18 protein-coding genes, 1 tRNA gene and 1 pseudogene are annotated in these 17,856 nt (G+C 68.3%); 10 read left to right on the top strand and 10 right to left on the bottom strand.

The window, feature by feature from the left end; all coding sequences use genetic code 11:
• Nucleotides 1-56 precede the first annotated feature (56 nt).
• Nucleotides 57-233, top strand: a complete 177-nt coding sequence (locus CLT75_RS32925; RefSeq protein WP_194798979.1) for a hypothetical protein — start codon at nucleotides 57-59, stop codon at nucleotides 231-233.
• Between the two features lie 5 nt (nucleotides 234-238).
• Here CLT75_RS32925 and CLT75_RS28235 read toward each other — a convergent pair whose 3' ends face one another.
• Nucleotides 239-715 (bottom strand): flagellar biosynthesis protein FlgA, encoded by a 477-nt coding sequence (locus CLT75_RS28235; RefSeq protein ID WP_135243209.1) that lies wholly within the window; start codon nucleotides 713-715, stop codon nucleotides 239-241.
• Nucleotides 716-995: 280 nt separating this feature from the next.
• Here CLT75_RS28235 and CLT75_RS33500 point away from each other — a divergent pair, with 280 nt between their 5' ends.
• The gene (locus CLT75_RS33500; RefSeq protein ID WP_486485383.1) at nucleotides 996-1,202 is read left to right on the top strand and encodes a hypothetical protein; all 207 of its coding nucleotides are present in this window, start codon (nucleotides 996-998) and stop codon (nucleotides 1,200-1,202) included.
• Between the two features lie 62 nt (nucleotides 1,203-1,264).
• Here CLT75_RS33500 and CLT75_RS33505 read toward each other — a convergent pair.
• Nucleotides 1,265-1,393: pseudogene (locus CLT75_RS33505) on the bottom strand (FmdB family zinc ribbon protein); the annotation flags it as partial.
• Between the two features lie 27 nt (nucleotides 1,394-1,420).
• Entirely contained in the window at nucleotides 1,421-2,068 is a 648-nt protein-coding gene (locus CLT75_RS28245) for a 5-formyltetrahydrofolate cyclo-ligase (protein WP_135243211.1), read from the bottom strand.
• Between the two features lie 82 nt (nucleotides 2,069-2,150).
• Here CLT75_RS28245 and CLT75_RS28250 point away from each other — a divergent pair, with 82 nt between their 5' ends.
• The 6 genes from CLT75_RS28250 to CLT75_RS28275 all read left to right on the top strand — a co-directional run bounded on the left by CLT75_RS28250 (nucleotide 2,151) and on the right by CLT75_RS28275 (nucleotide 8,494).
• Nucleotides 2,151-4,340, top strand: coding sequence for a diguanylate cyclase (locus CLT75_RS28250; protein WP_209310401.1), 2,190 nt, complete (start codon nucleotides 2,151-2,153; stop codon nucleotides 4,338-4,340).
• Between the two features lie 9 nt (nucleotides 4,341-4,349).
• Nucleotides 4,350-5,339 carry a UTP--glucose-1-phosphate uridylyltransferase gene (locus CLT75_RS28255; RefSeq protein WP_135243212.1) on the top strand — a complete coding sequence of 330 codons (990 nt, stop codon included), beginning with the start codon at nucleotides 4,350-4,352 and terminating at the stop codon, nucleotides 5,337-5,339.
• Nucleotides 5,336-6,649 carry a molybdopterin molybdotransferase MoeA gene (locus CLT75_RS28260; RefSeq protein WP_135243213.1) on the top strand — a complete coding sequence of 438 codons (1,314 nt, stop codon included), beginning with the start codon at nucleotides 5,336-5,338 and terminating at the stop codon, nucleotides 6,647-6,649. The genes CLT75_RS28255 and CLT75_RS28260 overlap by 4 nt, the downstream gene beginning before the upstream one ends.
• Nucleotides 6,646-7,287: a GNAT family N-acetyltransferase gene (locus CLT75_RS28265; RefSeq protein ID WP_013283916.1), complete on the top strand. Its 642-nt coding sequence runs from the start codon at nucleotides 6,646-6,648 to the stop codon at nucleotides 7,285-7,287. Before CLT75_RS28260 ends, CLT75_RS28265 begins: the two co-directional genes overlap by 4 nt.
• Nucleotides 7,288-7,456: 169 nt before the next feature.
• On the top strand, nucleotides 7,457-8,239 hold the full coding sequence (gene sepX, locus CLT75_RS28270) for a divisome protein SepX/GlpR (RefSeq protein WP_186461620.1): 783 nt from the start codon (nucleotides 7,457-7,459) through the stop codon (nucleotides 8,237-8,239).
• 178 nt (nucleotides 8,240-8,417) lie between these two features.
• A tRNA-Ala gene (locus tag CLT75_RS28275) sits at nucleotides 8,418-8,494 on the top strand.
• Nucleotides 8,495-8,556: 62 nt separating this feature from the next.
• Here CLT75_RS28275 and CLT75_RS28280 read toward each other — a convergent pair.
• Nucleotides 8,557-9,813, bottom strand: a complete 1,257-nt coding sequence (locus tag CLT75_RS28280; RefSeq protein WP_135243215.1) for a site-specific integrase — start codon at nucleotides 9,811-9,813, stop codon at nucleotides 8,557-8,559.
• Nucleotides 9,814-9,894: 81 nt separating this feature from the next.
• Nucleotides 9,895-11,196 (bottom strand): IS256 family transposase, encoded by a 1,302-nt coding sequence (locus CLT75_RS28285; RefSeq protein WP_104113157.1) that lies wholly within the window; start codon nucleotides 11,194-11,196, stop codon nucleotides 9,895-9,897.
• Between the two features lie 53 nt (nucleotides 11,197-11,249).
• Between CLT75_RS28285 and CLT75_RS28290 the strand changes: the two genes are divergently transcribed.
• Entirely contained in the window at nucleotides 11,250-11,645 is a 396-nt protein-coding gene (locus tag CLT75_RS28290) for an NUDIX hydrolase (protein ID WP_135243216.1), read from the top strand.
• Here CLT75_RS28290 and CLT75_RS28295 read toward each other — a convergent pair.
• The 5 genes from CLT75_RS28295 to CLT75_RS28315 form a co-directional block, all read right to left on the bottom strand.
• Entirely contained in the window at nucleotides 11,642-12,190 is a 549-nt protein-coding gene (locus CLT75_RS28295; RefSeq protein ID WP_135243217.1) for an HD domain-containing protein, read from the bottom strand. The genes CLT75_RS28290 and CLT75_RS28295 overlap by 4 nt on opposite strands.
• A 42-nt stretch (nucleotides 12,191-12,232) precedes the next feature.
• Nucleotides 12,233-12,901 (bottom strand): DUF4145 domain-containing protein, encoded by a 669-nt coding sequence (locus CLT75_RS28300; RefSeq protein ID WP_135243218.1) that lies wholly within the window; start codon nucleotides 12,899-12,901, stop codon nucleotides 12,233-12,235.
• 499 nt (nucleotides 12,902-13,400) lie between these two features.
• The gene (locus tag CLT75_RS28305) at nucleotides 13,401-15,194 is read right to left on the bottom strand and encodes a tetratricopeptide repeat protein (RefSeq protein WP_135243219.1); all 1,794 of its coding nucleotides are present in this window, start codon (nucleotides 15,192-15,194) and stop codon (nucleotides 13,401-13,403) included.
• The gene (locus tag CLT75_RS28310) at nucleotides 15,191-16,273 is read right to left on the bottom strand and encodes a protein kinase family protein (RefSeq protein WP_167796979.1); all 1,083 of its coding nucleotides are present in this window, start codon (nucleotides 16,271-16,273) and stop codon (nucleotides 15,191-15,193) included. The genes CLT75_RS28305 and CLT75_RS28310 overlap by 4 nt, the downstream gene beginning before the upstream one ends.
• A gap of 16 nt (nucleotides 16,274-16,289) precedes the next feature.
• On the bottom strand, nucleotides 16,290-16,583 hold the full coding sequence (locus tag CLT75_RS28315) for a helix-turn-helix domain-containing protein (RefSeq protein WP_135243221.1): 294 nt from the start codon (nucleotides 16,581-16,583) through the stop codon (nucleotides 16,290-16,292).
• Between the two features lie 266 nt (nucleotides 16,584-16,849).
• Between CLT75_RS28315 and CLT75_RS28320 the strand changes: the two genes are divergently transcribed.
• Complete coding sequence (locus CLT75_RS28320; protein WP_486485290.1) at nucleotides 16,850-17,362, top strand: hypothetical protein; 513 nt, start codon at nucleotides 16,850-16,852, stop codon at nucleotides 17,360-17,362.
• Nucleotides 17,363-17,856 lie beyond the last annotated feature (494 nt).

A 17,856-nucleotide genomic window follows, 5' to 3' on the forward strand; every position in this document is an offset into this window, starting at 1 on the left:
TCCGGCCGGTCCCGGGGATCGAGCCGGCGACCGGTTCGGCGGTATCGTTGCTGATCGTGACCGAACCCGCCATCCGGACACCGCGCGACGACGACGACCGCGTGGTCGATCTCAGCGACGACTTCGTGGTGCTGCCCGAGCAGACCAGCGACGACACCGATCGCGGCTGGGGCGAACGCCCCGGCGGCAACGACGACTGGCTGCTCGCCGAGCGCCCCCCGCACTGGGGCTGATCGCCTCAGCCGCGTACCACCACGGCGAAGCGGCTGCCCTCCGGTAACCCGACGGCCCGCCGGGCCTGTTCCGGTGGCAGCGCCAGGTAGAGCGCCGAGGAGCCGTCGACCGCGCCGGTGGCGCCGACCACGTCGAGCACCAGGGCGCGTGGAGCCAGCAGCGTGGGGTCGGGCGTACCGCCGGCCGGCACGACGAGCAGGTCGACCCGGGCACCCGGACGCAGCACCGCGAGGGCGGCCGGTTCGGCCAGCCGGATCGGTACGCCGACCGCACCGGCCGGCAGGGCGGGGATGCCGCCGGACGGCGACGCCGTCGCCGAGGTGGCCGGCAGGACGCGGGGTGGTGGGCAGGACGGCGGCGTCTGGAGCACCGCGGCGGCCAGCCCCAGCAGCACCGCGACGAGCGTCACCCGCAGCAGCGTCCGGCGCCGGGGTAGCCCGTGCCAACGGACCGGACGCAACGTGATCTCGCCATCCGTCACCGCTGCCTCCCGCCGCCGGCCAACCATCCGACCGCAGGCTAGGCCCGGCCTCCCGGCTCCCGCCGCCCCACCGCCCACCCCTGTGGATAACCCGCCGTCCTGTGGAAACCGCTCCCCGGGGAGGCCCGCCGTCACCAGCGCGAGGTCCGGTGCGGCCGGGACCGCCAGCTCGGGGAGCTTGCTGCTTCCGGACCGGCGGATGCAGCAACCTCCCCGAGCCGGCGAGCATCCGCCGGGAACGGAACGTGGCCGCCCCCGAGCGGGAACGGCCACGTGTCGCGTGCGAGCGGCGGGTCAGGACGAGCTGGACGCCGCCGGTGCCTTGCTCGTCGTCGACCCGGATCCGGACGAAGAGGACGACCCGGACGCGGAGGACGACGAGGACGAGGAGTCCGACGACGAGGACGAGGACGACTCGGACTTGGCCGGCTTGCTCGTGGTCGAGGTGCCGTTGTCGGACCCGGACGAACGGGAGTCCGTACGGTAGAAGCCGGAGCCCTTGAACACGATGCCCACCGAGTTGAAGAGCTTTCGCAGCCGCCCCTCACACGCCGGGCACTCGGTCAGCGGGTCGTCCGAGAAGGACTGCACCGCCTCGAGCTGGTGGCCGCACGCGGTGCAGGCGTACTGGTACGTGGGCACGTTCTCCTCCGGATCTTCGGCACGGCCTTCTGGCACTCGTGGTCTTCGAGTGCCAATGGTGCGTCATGACCCCCGGGTTCGTCCAGCGGAAGCGCCCGGGCCCACACCCGGGACCGCCACCAGCCCGTCCGCCGGAGTGATCACACAGTGCACCGGGCGGTCGTGCGGCAGGGCGGGTACCGCCTCCACCAGTTCGCCGTCGTGCAGCAGCGCCACCGTCGGCACCGTCGCGGGCACCCGGGCCAGCGCGCGGTCGTACGAGCCGCCGCCCCGGCCCAGCCGGATGCCCCGGCGGTCCACCGCCACCGCCGGCACCACGACCAGGGCGGCTCCGGCCACCGCGGCACGCCCCCGGGTCGGTGCGGTCGGCTCGCGCAGACCCCGGCCGGCGGCGCGCAACGACTCCGGGCCGGTATACGGGGCCCAGTCCAGATCCAGGTCCTCGCGCAGCACCGGCAGCAGCAGTTCGGCGTCGGGCGGCAGCGCGGCCCGCAGCACGTCCGGCAGGTCGTGTCCGCCGGGCTCGGAGGCGACCGGCACGTACGCGCTCATCCTGGCCGGCCGCAGGCGGCGTACCAACGTCACCAGCTCGGCCTGGACGGCGGCCGCCGCCACCGCGCGGTCGGCCGCGGACAGCGACCGGCGCGCGGCGAGTAGCGCGATGCGCATCTCCCGCTTCGCATCGTGCGCTTCATCCGAAAATTCCGGCACGCAACACTCCTGACGCAACGCTTGCCTAATGGTCGCTCTGTGTCAGCATCGCACCAAGGGAGCGGAACTTCCGGGGGGAAGATTGACGCTACGCGGGCGGTTGACGGCGGCTTTCCTCGCGGTGGTCCTCGGCCCCGTCCTGCTCGGCGCGTTCTTCGTCGGGGCCACGCTCAGCGCCGTCGACCGCAGCCGCGCCACCGAACGGCTGGGCCTGGCCGCGGCCGGTGTCCGTACCTCGATCGACGCGCTCTGCCAGCAACTCCGCGCGGCAGCCGACGCGGTCGCGCTGGTCGGCGACCCGGCCGGCCGCTCGCGCGCGGCCGACCAGGTGGTCGCCCGAGGGCTGGCCGCCGCCGTGCTGATCGCCGACGCCGCCGGCCGCACGACCTACACCACGCCGGACGGGCCGGCCGGGCGCTGGCAGGACTGCGCCGGCGCGCCCGCCACCGGTGTCGCGGCGCTCTCCGCCCAGGTCCGGCTCCGCGACCCGGCCGGCACCGACCTGGGCGCGGTCGCCGCCGCCCAGCCCGTCGACCGGGCCTTCGTGGCGCGGCTCGCCGCCGTGACCGGCGTCGGGGTCACCCTCCTCGACGACCCCGGCGGCATCACCCACACGACCGAGGACCAGGGGGTACGCGCAGCGGTGCTGGCCGCCGCCGGCAAGGCGGACGGGAACCGGGTGACAGGCACCGGCGACGGCCGGTACGTGCGGCGGGTCGGTCCGTCTCCCGGTCAGCCGCTGCCACTGGTGCTGTCGGTGCCGGGGGAGCGCGCGCCCGGCCTGTACGGGGCGCTGATCGCCGCTGTCGCGCTCGCCGCCCTGCTCGCCGTGCTGGCGGCGTGGCGGCTGGCCCGGGTGACCACCCGGCCGCTCGGTGAGCTGGCCGGCGCGGTGGACCGGGTGGCGCGCGGCGACCTGAGCGCCCGGGTGCCGGTGCGCAGCCGCGACGAGATCGGGCGGCTGGCCAGCGCGTTCAACCGGATGACCCGGGAGACCGGCACCTACGTGACGGCGCTGACCAGCAGCCGCGACCAGCTCCGCAACCACCTCGCGGTGCTCGGTGACACGCTCGCCAGCACGCACGACCTGCAACGCATCCTGCGGGTGATCCTGGACAGCGCGATCGCCGCCACCGGCGCCCGGGCCGGCGCGGTGCTGCTCGTCGACGGCGACGGCGTCCTCGTCGGCCGGTGCGTGGAAGGGCTGACCGGGCGCTGGCCGACGAGCGACCCGGCCGACCCGGCGACGCTGCGGGTCGCGGTCGGCGCCGGGGTGCTCGGCGCGGTGGCCGCCACCGGCGAACCGCTGCGCGGACGGTGGGCGCCGCCGGACACGCCGACCGGGGAGCCGACCTGCGAGACGTACGTGGCGGTACCGTTCGCGACCCCCGGCGGCACCGAGCCGCGCGGCCCGGACCGGCCCGGCCACCCGCCCGCCGACGGCGACCCGCCCGGCTCGGCCTGCGCGGCGCTCGGCGTGCTCGTGCTCTACGACCGGCTCGGCGGGCACGGGTTCCACGACGACGACGTGGTGACGCTGCGGACGTTCGCCGGGCACGCGGCGGTCGCGGTGGAGAACGTCCGGGTGCACGAGGAGGCGCAGCGGCTCTCGCTCACCGACCCGCTGACCGGGCTGTGGAACTACCGCTACCTGCGCGAGTCGATCCGCCGCGAGGTGGAGCGGGCGAACCGGTTCGGCCGGATGCTCAGCGTCCTCGCGCTCGACCTGGACCGGTTCAAGAACGTCAACGACACCTGGGGCCACGCCGCCGGGGACGCCGTGCTGGTCGAGTTCGCCCGCCGGGTACGCGGCGTGATCCGCGAGGTTGACCTGGCGTTCCGGCAGGGCGGCGAGGAGTTCGTGGTGCTGCTGCCGGAGACCGACGCCCGGGGGGCCACCATCGTCGCCGAGCGGCTCGGCGCGGTGGTACGCGACCAGCCGGTGACCGTCGAGGGGAGCGGCGACGAGCCGGTGCGGGTGCCGGTGACCGTCTCCATCGGCATCGCCGTCTACCCGGACCACGCCGCCGACGGCCAGCAGGTGCTCGACGCCGCCGACGACGCGTTGTACGCGGCGAAGGCCGCCGGACGCGACGGCTACCGGCTCGCCCCGGCGCCCGATCCGGTGCCCACCCAGGAGATCCCGGTGGTGGCCGCCGGTGTCAGCCCGCCGGACGGGCTGCCCCGGGCCGGCGCGGCGGACCCGGCGGGCACCGTCCAGGGCGGCGCGTCTTCCGGTCCTCACCCGCCGCGGCAGAGCCGTGGCCGATAGTCTCGCGACATGTCGGAGCACTCAGCGAACCCCTCAGCGGCCCCCGGTCGCTCCCGCGCGGTCAAGGCCGTGATCCCGGCCGCCGGCCTGGCCACCCGGTTCCTGCCGGCCACCAAGGCGGTTCCCAAGGAACTGCTGCCGGTCGTGGACCGGCCGGTGTTGCAGTACATCGTCGAGGAGGCCGCGCAGGCCGGCATCGACGACATCCTGCTGATCACCGGTCGCGGCAAGACCTCGATGGTGGACCACTTCGACCGCCGGCCGGACCTGGAGGACCGGCTCGCCAAGAAGCCCGAGCTGCTGGCCGAGGTCAAGCGCACCGAGGAACTCGCCGCCATCTACACGGTCCGCCAGCCGGAACAGCTCGGTCTCGGCCACGCCGTCGGGTACGCCGAGTCGCACGTCGGCGACGCGCCCTTCGCGGTGCTGCTCGGCGACGAGTTCGTCAAGCCGTCCGAGCCGCTGCTGCCGGCCATGCTGGAGCTTCAGGCCCGCACCGGCGGCGTGGTGCTCGCGTTCTTCGAGGTCGACCCGGCCGAGACCAGCCGGTACGGCATCGCGTCGGTCGAGCCGGCCGAGTCGGAGTACGCCGACATCGCCGAGGTCGTCAAGGTCACCGGCATGGTGGAGAAGCCCAGCCCGGAGGACGCCCCCAGCAACCTCGCCGTCCTCGGCCGGTACGTGCTCCCCGGGAGGATCTTCGACGCGATCCGGCGCACCGAACCGGGCAGCGGCGGCGAGATCCAGCTGACCGATGCGATGGAGCTGCTGCGTACCGAGGGGGTGCCGGTGCATGCCATCGTCTACCGGGGCACCCGCTACGACACCGGCATGCCGCTCGGCTACCTCCAGACCGTGGTGCAGATCGCCGCCGAGCGGGACGACCTGGGCGCCGAGTTCCGCAAGTGGCTGACCGAGTTCGTCAACAACGGCGACGAGACGGTCACCGCAGCCGTCCTCAACGGCATCCGCGACGCGTCCGGCGGTGCCGATACATGACCGCGACGGCCGACGCCGAGGCGGCCGCGAACGAGTTGACGCCGCTCGCCGACTACCTGGGCAGTGTGCTGCGCAGGTTACGCGCGCTGCCTCCACTCGACCTCGACCTGACCCAGGCGTACGGCAACGTGCTCGCCGAGGACGTGGTCGCCCCGCACTCGTACCCCGCCTTCGACCAGGCGGCGGTGGACGGGTACGCCGCGCGCTGGGAGGACATCTCCGGTGGGAGTCGGGGGCCGGGCTACGTCCCGGCCCCCTCCGGTATGCCCGGCGGCCGCAGCATCCGCCTCAACGTGGTGGGTGACCTGGGCGCGGCGAGCTGGCGGCCGGTCCGGCTCACCCCCGGCTCCTGCTTCTCGGTGGCGGCGGGCGCCCCGCTGCCGATCGGCGCGGACGTGGTCGTCCCGGTGGAGTGGACCGACCAGGGCATGGCCGCCGTCGAGATCTTCCGCGCCCCCAAACGGGGGTACGGCCTGCGCCGCGCCGGAGAGGAACTGGTCGCCGGCACGCTGCTCGCCCGCGCCGGCGCGTACGTCTCACCGGCCCTGGTCGCGGTGTTCGCCGCCACCGGCATCGGGCACGTGGTGGTGCGGCCCAGCCCGCGCGTGGTGATCGTGGCGACCGGCGACGAACTGGTGGACGTGGGCCGGGGCAGCCAGCCCGGCCAGGTGGTGGACACCAACTCGCACGCGCTGACCGCGGCGGCGGCGGAGGCGGGCGCGCTCGCGTACCGGGTGGGGATCTGCGACGACGACCCGGAGGCGCTGCGCGGCCTGCTGGAGGACCAGACGCTGCGCGCCGACCTGATCATCACGACCGGCGGCACCGGCACCGGACCCGGCGACATGGTCCGCCGCATCCTGTCCCGCCGCGACGGCGGCCGGGCCGGGCCGGTCACCTTCACAGAGGTGGCCCTCTATCCCGGAACGGCCCTCGGGTTCGGTACGGTCGGCGCCGAGGAGGTGCCGGTGGTGTGTCTTCCCGGTGAGCCCGGCGCGGCGCTGATCGGCTTCGAGGTGCTGGCCCGGCCGGCCATCCAGCTGCTGGCCGGGGCCGAGCCGGTGTTCCGGCCGAGCGTCCGCGCACACCTGCTGGAGACGGTCTCGTCTCCGGTGGGGCTGCGCGAGTTCCGGCCCGCGCACGTGGCCGAGCGGCGCGGCGGCGGGTACACGGTGCAGCCGCTCGCCGGTGGCCCGTACACGCTCTCCGGCCTGTCCGACGCGAACGGCCTGCTGGTGCTCGGCGAGCGGGTCACCACCGCCGCTGCCGGTTCTACCGTGGATGTTCTCCTGCTGGACCGGCGCCGGTGAGGTTCCGGCGGGCGCCGGGGTGGCCGGCGGTGCTGGTGGACGGTCCGGTGGTGCTGCGGCCGTACCGGCGTTCGGACGCCGCCGCCTGGTCGGAGATCCGGCGCGCGAACCGGGAGTGGCTGGCGCCGTGGGAGTCCCATGTGCCCGGCGGCTGGTACGAGACGAACTCGCCCGCCGCGTTCCGTCTGGTGCACGCCGACCAGCGCAAGTCCGCGCGTACCGGTGAGGGCATGCCGTTCGCGGTCTGCCTGCGCGAGAACGGGCAGGAGCGGCTGGTCGGCCACGTGAACGTGGGCAGCATCGTGCGGCGCGCGTTCTGCTCCGGGTACGTGGGCTATTGGGTGGACTCCCGGGTGGCCGGTCGCGGCGTGATCCCGACCGCTGTGGCGCTCGCCGTGGACCACGCGTTCGGGCCGGGCGGGCTGCACCGGATCGAGGTGAACATCCGGCCGGAGAACATGCCGTCCCGGCGGGTGGTGGAGAAACTCGGCTTCCGCGAGGAGGCCTATCACGTGCGCTACATGCACATCGACGGCGCGTGGCGAGACCACATCGGATACGCGATGACGGGCGAGGAAGTCGTAGCCGAGGGCGGCTTGCTGGCGCGGTGGCACCGCGTACGTGACAACCGCCGCTGAGGCGAACGCCCGGCGCGGCGCACTGTGAACCGGGTCGGCGGCCCGTAACCTCAAGTAACTGCAAGCTGTGGCAAGCGCTGCCCGCCCGCACGAAGTGCGCCGTAAACGACGGTCGACGGAAGAAGTTGCGGCGGTGCGGCGCTCGTCCCGAACTTTGGTGACGGGAGGGGTGAGGGTGCCCACGTCGGTGCTCCTCGCCGTCCTCGCCGCCGCCGGTCTGCTCGCCCTCGCTCCGGCGCTGGTCCGCCGGTACGACGCCACCGAGCGGCTGGTGGCGGAGCGGGCGCAGTCGACGGCGCGGGTGCTCCAGCGCCAGCGTCGACGGCGCACCGTGCCCGGGCGGCGACCGCTGCACCCGCCGCGTTCCCTCGTCGTGACCCTCAGTGAAGACTCCGACACGGGTAGTCTCGCCCGCCCGGTCTCCGCGCCGCCGCTGCGCCGGCGCTCCGGGCGGCTCCGGCCCGTCTCCGCGGTGCCGGCCCAGTCCCGCCGACGGCACCCGCCCCGCCGACGGCACACCCCGGCGATCTACCGCCGGCGCCGGGTGCTGGCCGCGCTGCTGCTGCTCAACCTGGTCGAACTGGGCGGCGTGGTGCTCGTCGGCCCCGGGTTCTGGATCAGCGTCTCGGTCACCGGCACGCTGCTCGTCGCGTACGTCGTACACCTGCGGCAGCGTGCCCTGGCCGAGCGCCGGCGGCGGCGCGCGGACGCCCGCGAGGCGGCCTGGCTGGCCGCCCGCCAGGCCGAGGTACGCCGCGAGCAGGCCCGGCGCGCGGCGGCCCGGCGAGAGGCGCAGCGCCGGCTGGCCGCCCAGCGCGAGGCGGTCCGGCGTACGGCGATGGGGCTGGACCGTCCCGCGGACCTGCCACCGGCGGCGAGCGGCGGCTCGGTGTCCTACCGGCGGGCGGGCGGCCTGCGCGGACGCCCCTACCAGTCCGGCCGAGGCGCCTGACCGCCTCGCGCGCAGTTTCCTTGGCGATCTTGGAAGGTTTGGGCCCCTCCGGGGGCCTTTTCCTTCCAAGATCTACGGGGCGGCGGGGCGGTTCGCGTCGTGGGGGCGCGACCTGTTAGCCTTGTCGTCGGCCCGCCCGGTGAAAGCGGGGTGGGACCGACGCTGGTTCGCCGGCGGAGGGGCTGTGGCGCAGACCGGTAGCGCACCTCGTTCGCATCGAGGGGGTCAGGGGTTCAAATCCCCTCAGCTCCACCAGTAACACCGTTGACCAGGGGAAACCCCGCTAGCAAGATCAGCGGGCACAGATCCGGCACAACTCAGCGAGAATCCGGGGCCTTCGGGCCCCGCTTTCGTTTGGCGCTCGTCTCGCGCAGCGCGCCGCTGATGATGTTGCGGCGGCGGTCCTTCTTCGGCCACCAGTGGACGTAGGTCTCCAGCGTGATCCGCAGGCTGGAATGCCGTAGCGCGTTCTGCACGTCCGTGGGGTCGGCACCCGAGGTGATCAGGCGGGTGGCGAAGTAGTGCCGCAGCGAGTGGAAGGTGCCCTCATCGGGCCAGCCAGCCGCCCTGCACCACCCCCGCCACATCGTGGACCAGCGCTGGTCATGGATCGGCCGGCCCAGCTCGTCGGTGAACAACAGCGGCACCAGCCGGCGCTTGGGTTCCCTGCCCGGGTCAGGAGTGCCAGCGGTGACGTCCGGCAGCTCGACCAGGGCGGGCGGGTAGGTACGGACGTGCTGGGCGAAGACGGCCGCGACGTGGTCGTCCAGGTCCACATCACCGACCGAACCGGCCTTCGGCGGAGCGAGGTAGAAGCCACCGTAGGCGACCTTGTGGAACCGCAGTTGCTGCACCACGTGCAGTTCCTGCCGCTGCGGGTCGATGCACCGGGTGCTGTCCTCCAGGCCGAGGACTTCCCCGAGCCGCATCCCCTCACCCGCACCAGCCCAGATGGCCGCTTGATACTCGTCGGGCACCGCGTCAACCAGGGCCAGGACGTCATCGTCGGTGGGCACCCACTTCGGCGAGCGGGAGAAGCCCCGCAGGATCGCGAACAGCCGGATCGACTTGCACGGGTTGTCGGGGATCACCTTGTCGGCCACCGCCGAGTTCATGATGTTGTTGAGCAGGTCGAAGTAGGTCTTCACCGACGATTGCGCGACGTTGTTGCGCAACAGCGTGGCCACCCACTCCAGGACGTCGGTGACGGTGATCGCCCGGATCGGCCGGTCGCCGAAGTGCGGGTAGTGGTGGTGACGCAGCCGGGATTCGGTGTGGCGCTGGTAGTCGAGGGCCTGCCCGATCTGACGCGACAGCCGCCACCGCTCCCCGTAGTTCTGGAAAGTCAGACGGCGCTCTCCCTGATCGATCCGGACTTCCTCGACGAGCCCCGCGCGTGCCTTGGCATCCCAGGCTTCCGCGTCGACCTTCCGATCGAAAAGGCGTTCCCGCGCCTCCCCATTGCGGTCGACGTATCGACAGCGCCACCGCTTCCCGCGCCCGTATCGCTTGGACTTCAAACGCTCGTTGTTCGGACCACGCTTGCTCAGGTACCACAGATCATCGATGGGCATGTCAGGCCGCCTGATCTTCCAGCCATGCCCGGACGTCAGCCGGGTCTGTCAAACGAACGGTGTAACTCGGGTTGTTGACGGTTACTTACGGCCTGCGGAGAGGCGTCCTTCGAAGGCGATGTCGAAGGCGTTCAGGGCTGGTTTCCAGCGCATGGTCCACCGCCGGCGGCCCTGCCCGGTCGGGTCCAGGCTCATCACCGCGAGGTAGACGCACTTGAGCGCGGCTGCCTCGTTCGGGAAGTGCCCACGGGCGCGGACGGCCCGGCGGATGCGGGCGTTGACGCTTTCGATGGCGTTGGTGGAGCAGACGACGGTGCGGATCTCGGCGTCGAAGGCCAGGAACGGCACGAACTCCGCCCACGCCTGCTCCCACAACCTGACGATCGCCGGATACTTCCCGCCCCAGGCTTCGGTGAACTCGGCGAACCGGGCTCGGGCAGCCGACTCGGTCGGCGCGGTGTAGACGGGCTTGAGAGCCTTGGCGATGGCGTCCCAGTGCTGCCGGCCGGCATACCGGAACGACGCCCGCAGCAGATGAATCACGCAGGTCTGCACCACCGCTTCCGGCCACACCTCACCGATCGCATCCGGCAGGCCCTTGAGCCCGTCGCAGACCACCATGCACGCGTCCGCGACGCCCCGGTTCTTGAGCTCGGTGAGGACCTGCAGCCAGAACTTGGCGCCCTCGCCGCCATCGCCGGCCCACAGACCGAGGATGTCGCGGGTGCCCTCGACGGTGACGGCCAGGGCCAGGTAGATGGGCCGGTTGGCGACCTTCCCGTCGCGGATCTTCACGTGCACTGCATCGAGGAAGATCACCGGGTAGACCGGGTCCAGGGGCCGGTTCTGCCACTCGGTCATCCCCTCGACGACCTTGTCGGTGATCGTTGAGATCGTCTGCCGTGACACGTCGGCGCCATACACCTCCGCCAGGTGGGCCTGGATCTCCCCGGTCGTCAGGCCTTTGGCCGACAGCGAGATAACCATGTCGTCAACGCCGGACAACCGACGCTGGCGCTTGCGCACAATCTGCGGTGTGAACGACCCGTCGCGGTCACGCGGCACCTCAATCTCGACCGGGCCGACGTCCGTCAGCACCGTCTTGGCCCGCACACCGTTGCGGGAGTTCCCGCCGTTCTTGCCCGCCGGGTCGCCCTTGTCATAGCCCAGGTGATCGGTGATCTCACCTTCCAGGGCTGACTCCAGGACACGCTTCGTCAGCTGCTGCAGCAAACCGCCGTCACCGGTCAGCTGCAGACCCGCCGCACGGGCCTGCTCCACCAGCTGGCCGACCAGCTCCGCGTCGAGACCCTCCGCCGGTTGCCCCGGCACGTTCTTCGCCACCGCGGCAGTATCCACGGCGATCGTCGATCCATCAGACATCAGGTGCTGCTCCTTGATCAGGAGTTACACCGTTCGTTTTACAGTCCCTCTTCGTGCAGGACGAGTCGGGCCGGGTACTCCTCATCCAGCGGACCGACAACGGCCTCTGGGCGCTGCCCGGCGGCGGTCAGGATTTCGGCGAGTACATCGCCGAGACGGCTGTCCGTGAGACCCGGGAGGAGGCCGGTGTAGAGGTCGAGGTGACCAGCGTGGTCGGGATCTACACCAACCCGAACCACGTGGTCGAGTACAGCGATGGCGAGGTGCGGCAGCAGTTCTCGATCTGCTTCCGAGGGCGTTACGTCAGTGGGCAGCCGACGCCGAGCGATGAGTCTTCGGAGGTGCGATGGGTCGCACGCGAGGAGTTGGATGACCTCACGATTCACCCATCGATGCGGCTTCGGATTGACCACGGTTTCGAGAACCGGCAGCAGCCGTACATCGGCTAGGCCATTAGTCGTTCTTCAGTGCGCCGGATGGCCTCCAGGAGCGGCGCTTCCGCCTTTGCCCAGAAGCGTGTGACCAAGTCTTCCGGTCCATAGCGCTCACGTATCTCGGCTAGGCGCTGTTCTGGGGTGAAATCCTGGCCATCTGGCCCGGTTGTCATATCCGCGAACCACAGGGCGTCGGATGTTTCGGATTCCTCTCTTGTGAACTCGGAGAAAAGAGCATCGGTCAGCCCTCGCTCGGCCGCCTCATAAGCAGCGCAGGAATGGTAGGCGACCAAGCCGGCCAGGCGCGGTTCGAAGCCATTTCGGAGCAGCCAGCGAGCGCCATCAAGGGCATGAAATCCGGTGTCCCGGATCTCTGGCGCATAACCAATATCGTGAAGGAAGGCTGCCGCAACGAGCAGGTGTCGATCCTGACCAACCAAACCCACCAGTGAGTGCGCCTTCGCTGCGACTGCCTGGACATGAGTCCAACGACGAGGAAGGGCTTCCGCCAGATGGAGTTGGGCTGTCGACCTTGCATTTACTACGCCGTCTGCGTCCACTGCGTTAGCCTAGACGCAACGGGAGTAGATCGCCAGCGGCCATCAATGAGTACCTGTCTGGTGGGGAAGCTTCGCGTCGCGCCGCTTCTTGAACTCTTCGAATCGCCTCTTGTAAACATAGATATGGTCTAGCAGTGCCTCTGCGAAGTCGAGCGCATCATTGGCGTCCTCCCTGCTAACCTTTCGGCCCGTGTAGTGGGCCCCCTGGTTACCTAACACGCGCAAACCATCTGCCCAATCCGCGATACTGGTATCGATTAGACCCTGATCCCTCATCTTGGAGATCTGCCGCACGAGGTTCCGTTCTGTAATGCCGTTGTTGGCAGCAATTCCTTCGAGAGTTCTTCTCACCATTACCACAGTTGCCGTGTAGGCTTTAGTGTCAAAACACGTTCGCGCTTCTCCGAATTCCTGCCGCAGCTTTTCCGGTATGTCATCGCTGAGTTGCCGCCGCGCAGGGTAGACGAATTGCGGAACTTCATTAGGTGAATCGAAGAACCAGATGTCGCGAAGCTGTAAAGAGACTTTGTGGCAGTTGGCGCATTGGAGCAAGGTGAATTCTGAGGACAGGGGGGAAGCCTCATCCGCTGGGTCCTCCGGAGGCTCCTCTGCTTGCCCCTTGACCTCCTGAATGGCTGGCCAGTCGCAGTGTGGGCAGATCATGACGCGCGGCGCTGCTGGCGGCGCGAGCGGAGCTTCCGGGTCAGACATGCTTCGATCTTCACATTGGACTCAGATTGAGGCCAGAGACGTGTGAGAACTTTCTGTACGGGATCAAGGCGGCCCGCTTCGCAGGCCGCTCGCGCCGCCGAACCTGGGCCGGGCCGATGGCCCGCCGCCGCGCCTCTGGCCTTCGGCCGCCAGCGCGTCGGTGACAGCCCGCCGGCGGCGCGACATACGAAGAAGCCCCGGACCGCCATGATCGATGACGGTTCCGGGGCTTCACGTTGGTCGAGGCACAGACAGTGCCTCCGGCGGGGCGCTCGGGCGCTCTGGGATGGTGGCGCCATCCCGACGACCCCCGTCCCGGGCAAGCCGAGTGGGTGGGGCCTGCCTGGTCAAGGTCGTTCATACGTGGTGTGCTCCACCTTGACCAGGCAGGCCCCACCCACTCCACGAGGTGCGGACGACGGTCGACGGGATGGCTCGGGCTCAGTCGAGGTTCATGTTTCCGCGAGCCCGGTGTTGTTCAGGTAGCCACCTTTGAAGATCAGACGTGCACGGGCCACTCCCAGCCGTTGCGAGCTGCGACCGTCTTCAGGAAGAGGAAGTCAACTCGGTCCTCCCAATCGCTGGGCAACTCCACATCGGGCAAGGCAGTAGCTTGAATCTCAAGGCGGTCCCGACCCTCGATGACAGGAAGACGCCTCAACGCCATAGCTTGATACTGAGTCATGAGAGCTCGTCCAGTGCCATCCGGTCTCTCAATGTCCGCCAACTCGGCAGCAGCCCGATACAGAGCCATCCCTTCCTGGATGTCGCCCTTGGAAAGGAGGCAAAGTCCCTTCGTTGCCGTTCGGACGTAGTCCAGCTCTCCAGTGCAGGCTAGGAGCCTAAGCCCTGCATCTCCTTGGCCGGCTAGTGCCAGCGCGTACGCAGTGATATTCGCGAGGCCACTGCTGCATCCAGTACGTTTGATTGCATCCGAGCCGAGCTTGCTGGCAGCCGGCCAATCCTCGGTCCAATGACCGAGCAGGTGGACGGCAATGGTCGCCGCCGAATCATTGAAGGGATCATTGTTTGCCCATTGAACGGCTCGTTCCATCGCCTCCTCGAAGCGGAGGTTGAGGAATGCGAGGCGAGCAAGTAGTCCTCGCTCAGCAGCTCCGTCGTTAGGCTTCGTGATCTTGTCTGCTAGCTCTTGGACTTCAGCCGCATCGGACCTCTTGTACGTTAGGTCAGCAAGAATGGTTACCAGTGGGATGTTCTTGGGGAAGCCCTGTATATACTGGCGGATGCGATCCCGAGCATCCTCCAAGCTGATCTTCCCCCTGTTGAGGTCTACGATTATCGCGTTCCCTCGCAGCTCCGCGGCGAGATCAGCACGGCCATCCCTAGCGGCCAGCTCGGCGGCGGCGGAGAATCCGACCCCGGCTCTACGCATGTCGCCTTGCGCGTAGGCGATTTGGGCTTGGATGGCGGCGAGCTCAGGCAGATCCCTCACGTTTTTATCGTGGAGCCTCTTGAGTTCATTGCAGGCGGCATCGAAGTGTCGGGCGCCGACCAAGAAGTTCAGAAGCGCTAGGGTGGTGTCTTTCCTGTGAGGCGCAAGGGCGACAGCCTGGCGGCTGAACTTTATTGCCTTCTTGGCCGAGCCGATCCGCCAGCAGGCAACAGCAAGATTCATTACAGAGTCAATGTCGCTTGCGTCGCGTCGGCAAGCCCTTCTGAGCTCGGAGACTGCTCGGTGGTGTTCTCCCCGTACGAGCCAGATGTATCCGAGCAAAGCCGAAATCCCGGGTGCCTGGTCCTGCTCGGCCGATTCGAGCAGAATCAAGGCATCATCGAACCTGCCATCCTCGATGAATGCTGTGGCGCGAAGTTCGACCAGCGCTGAGTCCGCCGGGACGTTGGCGAGTAGTTGGTTTAGGTCAGCCGCCAGATTCAACCCCAGGAGCACGGAAGCCGCCGCCCGGATAGAGGCGATCGAGTAGGGCAACGCAGTCGCGTCAAGCTCGGTTGCAAGTTGGAGGGCCCGGCACGCGCTAGAGACTGCGAGCTTGTTGTCGCCCGCCAGGTAAGCCGCACCGGCCACTCTGGCGTGAGAGGTTACCGAGTCCGTGCTGCTCGCCTCGGCAACTTCGACGGACAGGTTGAACTTGGCAGTTGCCTCAAAGCGGGCCGTCGCATCCGCCAAGTGGTCGTCTTCTTGGTCGCGATTCACCCGCCGGCCTACCGGAAGCCTATCTGCTTCTCGGTCCGAGAAACCAGGCTTGCGGGCGGCCGCAGTTCCGCCACCCAACGTAATGTGTGGTCCCGCGTCGAGGATGGTGGAGAGTGTCATGCTTTAACCTTCCCTGCTCGATACCGCGGGGTTCTCGTCTGTACCGAAACTATCTTCCCCAGGATGTCTACCCGATTAAGTAGCCAGAGCAGGCCGTTTCCAAAGTCTCCCCTCCGTCCGAGTGATACCTTTGGGAGGCGTTCTTCTGGGACCGGCGAGCAAATTTGGAGCATCAAGTCCGAAAGTCGATCGCGGAGTGCTGGGGGAGCGGTCTTTTCCAGCGAGGCAATTGCGCTGGCGAAGCGCGGGCGCATAGAGGCGAGGTCAGCGAATCTTCCGTTCGCGGCCTCACTGCGAGTCACCTGAATAATCGAGCGGCTCGGCCCCAACGCTACCGCCGTGATTGGTTGGCCCATTACCAATTCGTAAAGCACCGAGCCGAGTCCATAGATGTCCGCCAGCTTGTAGGAGTGCCAGTCATCTCTACCCTGCCAGGTGAGATGTTCTGGTGCCGCGCACCTCAAATCTCCCCGTCCCAACATGTACTGCTCTGGGCCGAGTCGCGGCGGCCTCGCGAAATCACGAGCCCTCCCAAGGTCCGCCACCCTGCAAATCAATTGTCTTTCTGGCCCCGTGAATAGCAGGCAGTTGTCACACTTGAGGTCGCGGTGGGCGCACTTCTTCAAATGCATTTGGTGAACGCCCAAGATGACGCTGCGCCAGAGGCGCAGCCTGTCGGGCCAGGAAAGGCGGCTCCGCATGCTGTCGTCTCTAACGAACTCGACTAGGCATCCCTCGGCCTGGTCAAGTACGTGGTACCTAACCGGCAACTGGATCGGAATTCCGCTCGCTTGCACTTCGATTTGTATCGAGTTTGAGTCGTGGAGCTGAACAATTCCAGAACTGCCAGCCAGTTTTCGAAGAATTGCTCCTTCGTCCTCGAATTCCATTACGGCGGTGGGATCTTTATGGAAGGGGTCAAGTACCTTCAACGCGACTGGCGGCCGTGTCTTCTCGGACTCCGTGGCGAACACGTAACCGAAGTTGCCGCGTCCAATAAGGTCAGACGGGCGGTGTTGCCCATAGATCTGACCAAGCAGCAGTTGCTGTATAGCATCGTCCTGTGTGGGGGAGGACACCAGGAAGATCTCCCGTCTACCGCTCGCCGTATTTGCGGCGCAATCTGGTTATTTCTTCTGGATGTTCCTTGAGGATCTCAATCACGTCCACCGGCACCACCCCTTCCATGAGAGCCAACTGCTCTGGGGATAGGCCGTAATAGGAGGAGATGCGCTCTCTAAGCTCCTCCGAGTAACCTCGCTCTCCACGCTCCAGTCGGGAAAGGTATGAAGCGGTCACGCTCAGGTCGGAGGCGGCCGCCCGCAGGCTCCGGCCTTGCGACTCACGCAGTTCGCGAAGGAGGCTGCGCGCATCACCCTTCTCGACCACTCTCCGATGCTAGCGAGTGTTGCCTACCGAGGCAACACCTTTCGCCGCATGTGTTGCACGGTGAGTCATGGAGGGTGCTCCGTGGGTGAGGGGTGGGGTCGCAGCCCTGCCTGCAGCGGGCCTATGGAGTCCAGATCCCCTCGCATCTCCGGTCGCTAGCCCTGCAAGATCATGTCCTGTCCAGGCCGTCGAACGAGAGCCAACGACGACCATCGATGACCGCCCATGGCAGGTGTAGCGGCAGCTCAAGGCCATGATCGTCCTGCTTGAGCGACTACGCCCCGACCTCGATCAATACCGCTAGAAGTGTTTGTGTCTGTCAGATCATCGACGCTTGGAAGATATTCACGTTCCGCACAGACGTCAGTACCGTCTGCGACATGGCGTCCCGCGGTAAGTCAAAGCTTTGGCAGTACTGGGGTTACGCGGTCTTGGCCGTGCTCCTCCTATCCCTGGGCAGCGCCAGGTTTGGTCCGGCCACATACGCGGTGCTTCTGGGCCTTCTGCTCTTCTTCGTCCTCTTCCAGGCTCCGGTGTACTGCGGCGCGATCAACCGGAAGCGCGGCAGCGTCGTTGAGTTCTGCCGCAACAACTCAACTGGGTTGATCCTGGGGTGCCACCTCCGGCAGCACAAGTGGCAGAAGCTGGGGCGCGAGTGGTGGTCCCTGGGGTGGCGTCAGAAGACCGAAGGACTTTGGACCGGAGGTCAAGCAAAGATCGCCACCCTGAGCTTCGTGGTTGGCACTGTGGTCAGCGTCATCGGGCTCTTTAAGAAATAGCCGGCCAGCATGACCGCAGGTCGGCGGAGCGGTATAGCAGCAAAGTACAGCAACCGGCCGGACTAAGCAGAGCGGCTAGGAGCGGTACCGGACCACCGGCCAGCGGTGGCCGTCGGACGGAACCTGGCTGCCGATCTCTGGGGGTCAAGCGGTCGTGGTGGCCGCCGACGGCAGAGCTGAGGCGAGCCCCTGTCGCGAAGATCATCGGGCACAGATCCGGCACAAATCAGAGCGACAAGCCGTGTAAAACGTCGAGAGGTCTTGAGGACGGTTGTGCAGGTTGCGCCGTAGGAGTGCTCGACTCGCGACGATCTCTGCCCGCAGAAGGTGTAAGGGGTTCAAATCCCCTCAGCTCCACCCAGTTCAAAGGCCGTTTCCGCCAGTCGGAGACGGCCTTTTTTGATCTTGTGCGGGACGGCTCACCGGGCTGCTCGCCCAGCCGCACGTCGCCTCCGCGTCTCACGTGAGGTGTCGCGCGTGCTGCTAGCTTGGCT

Source organism: Micromonospora sp. CNZ285, assembly GCF_004637285.1.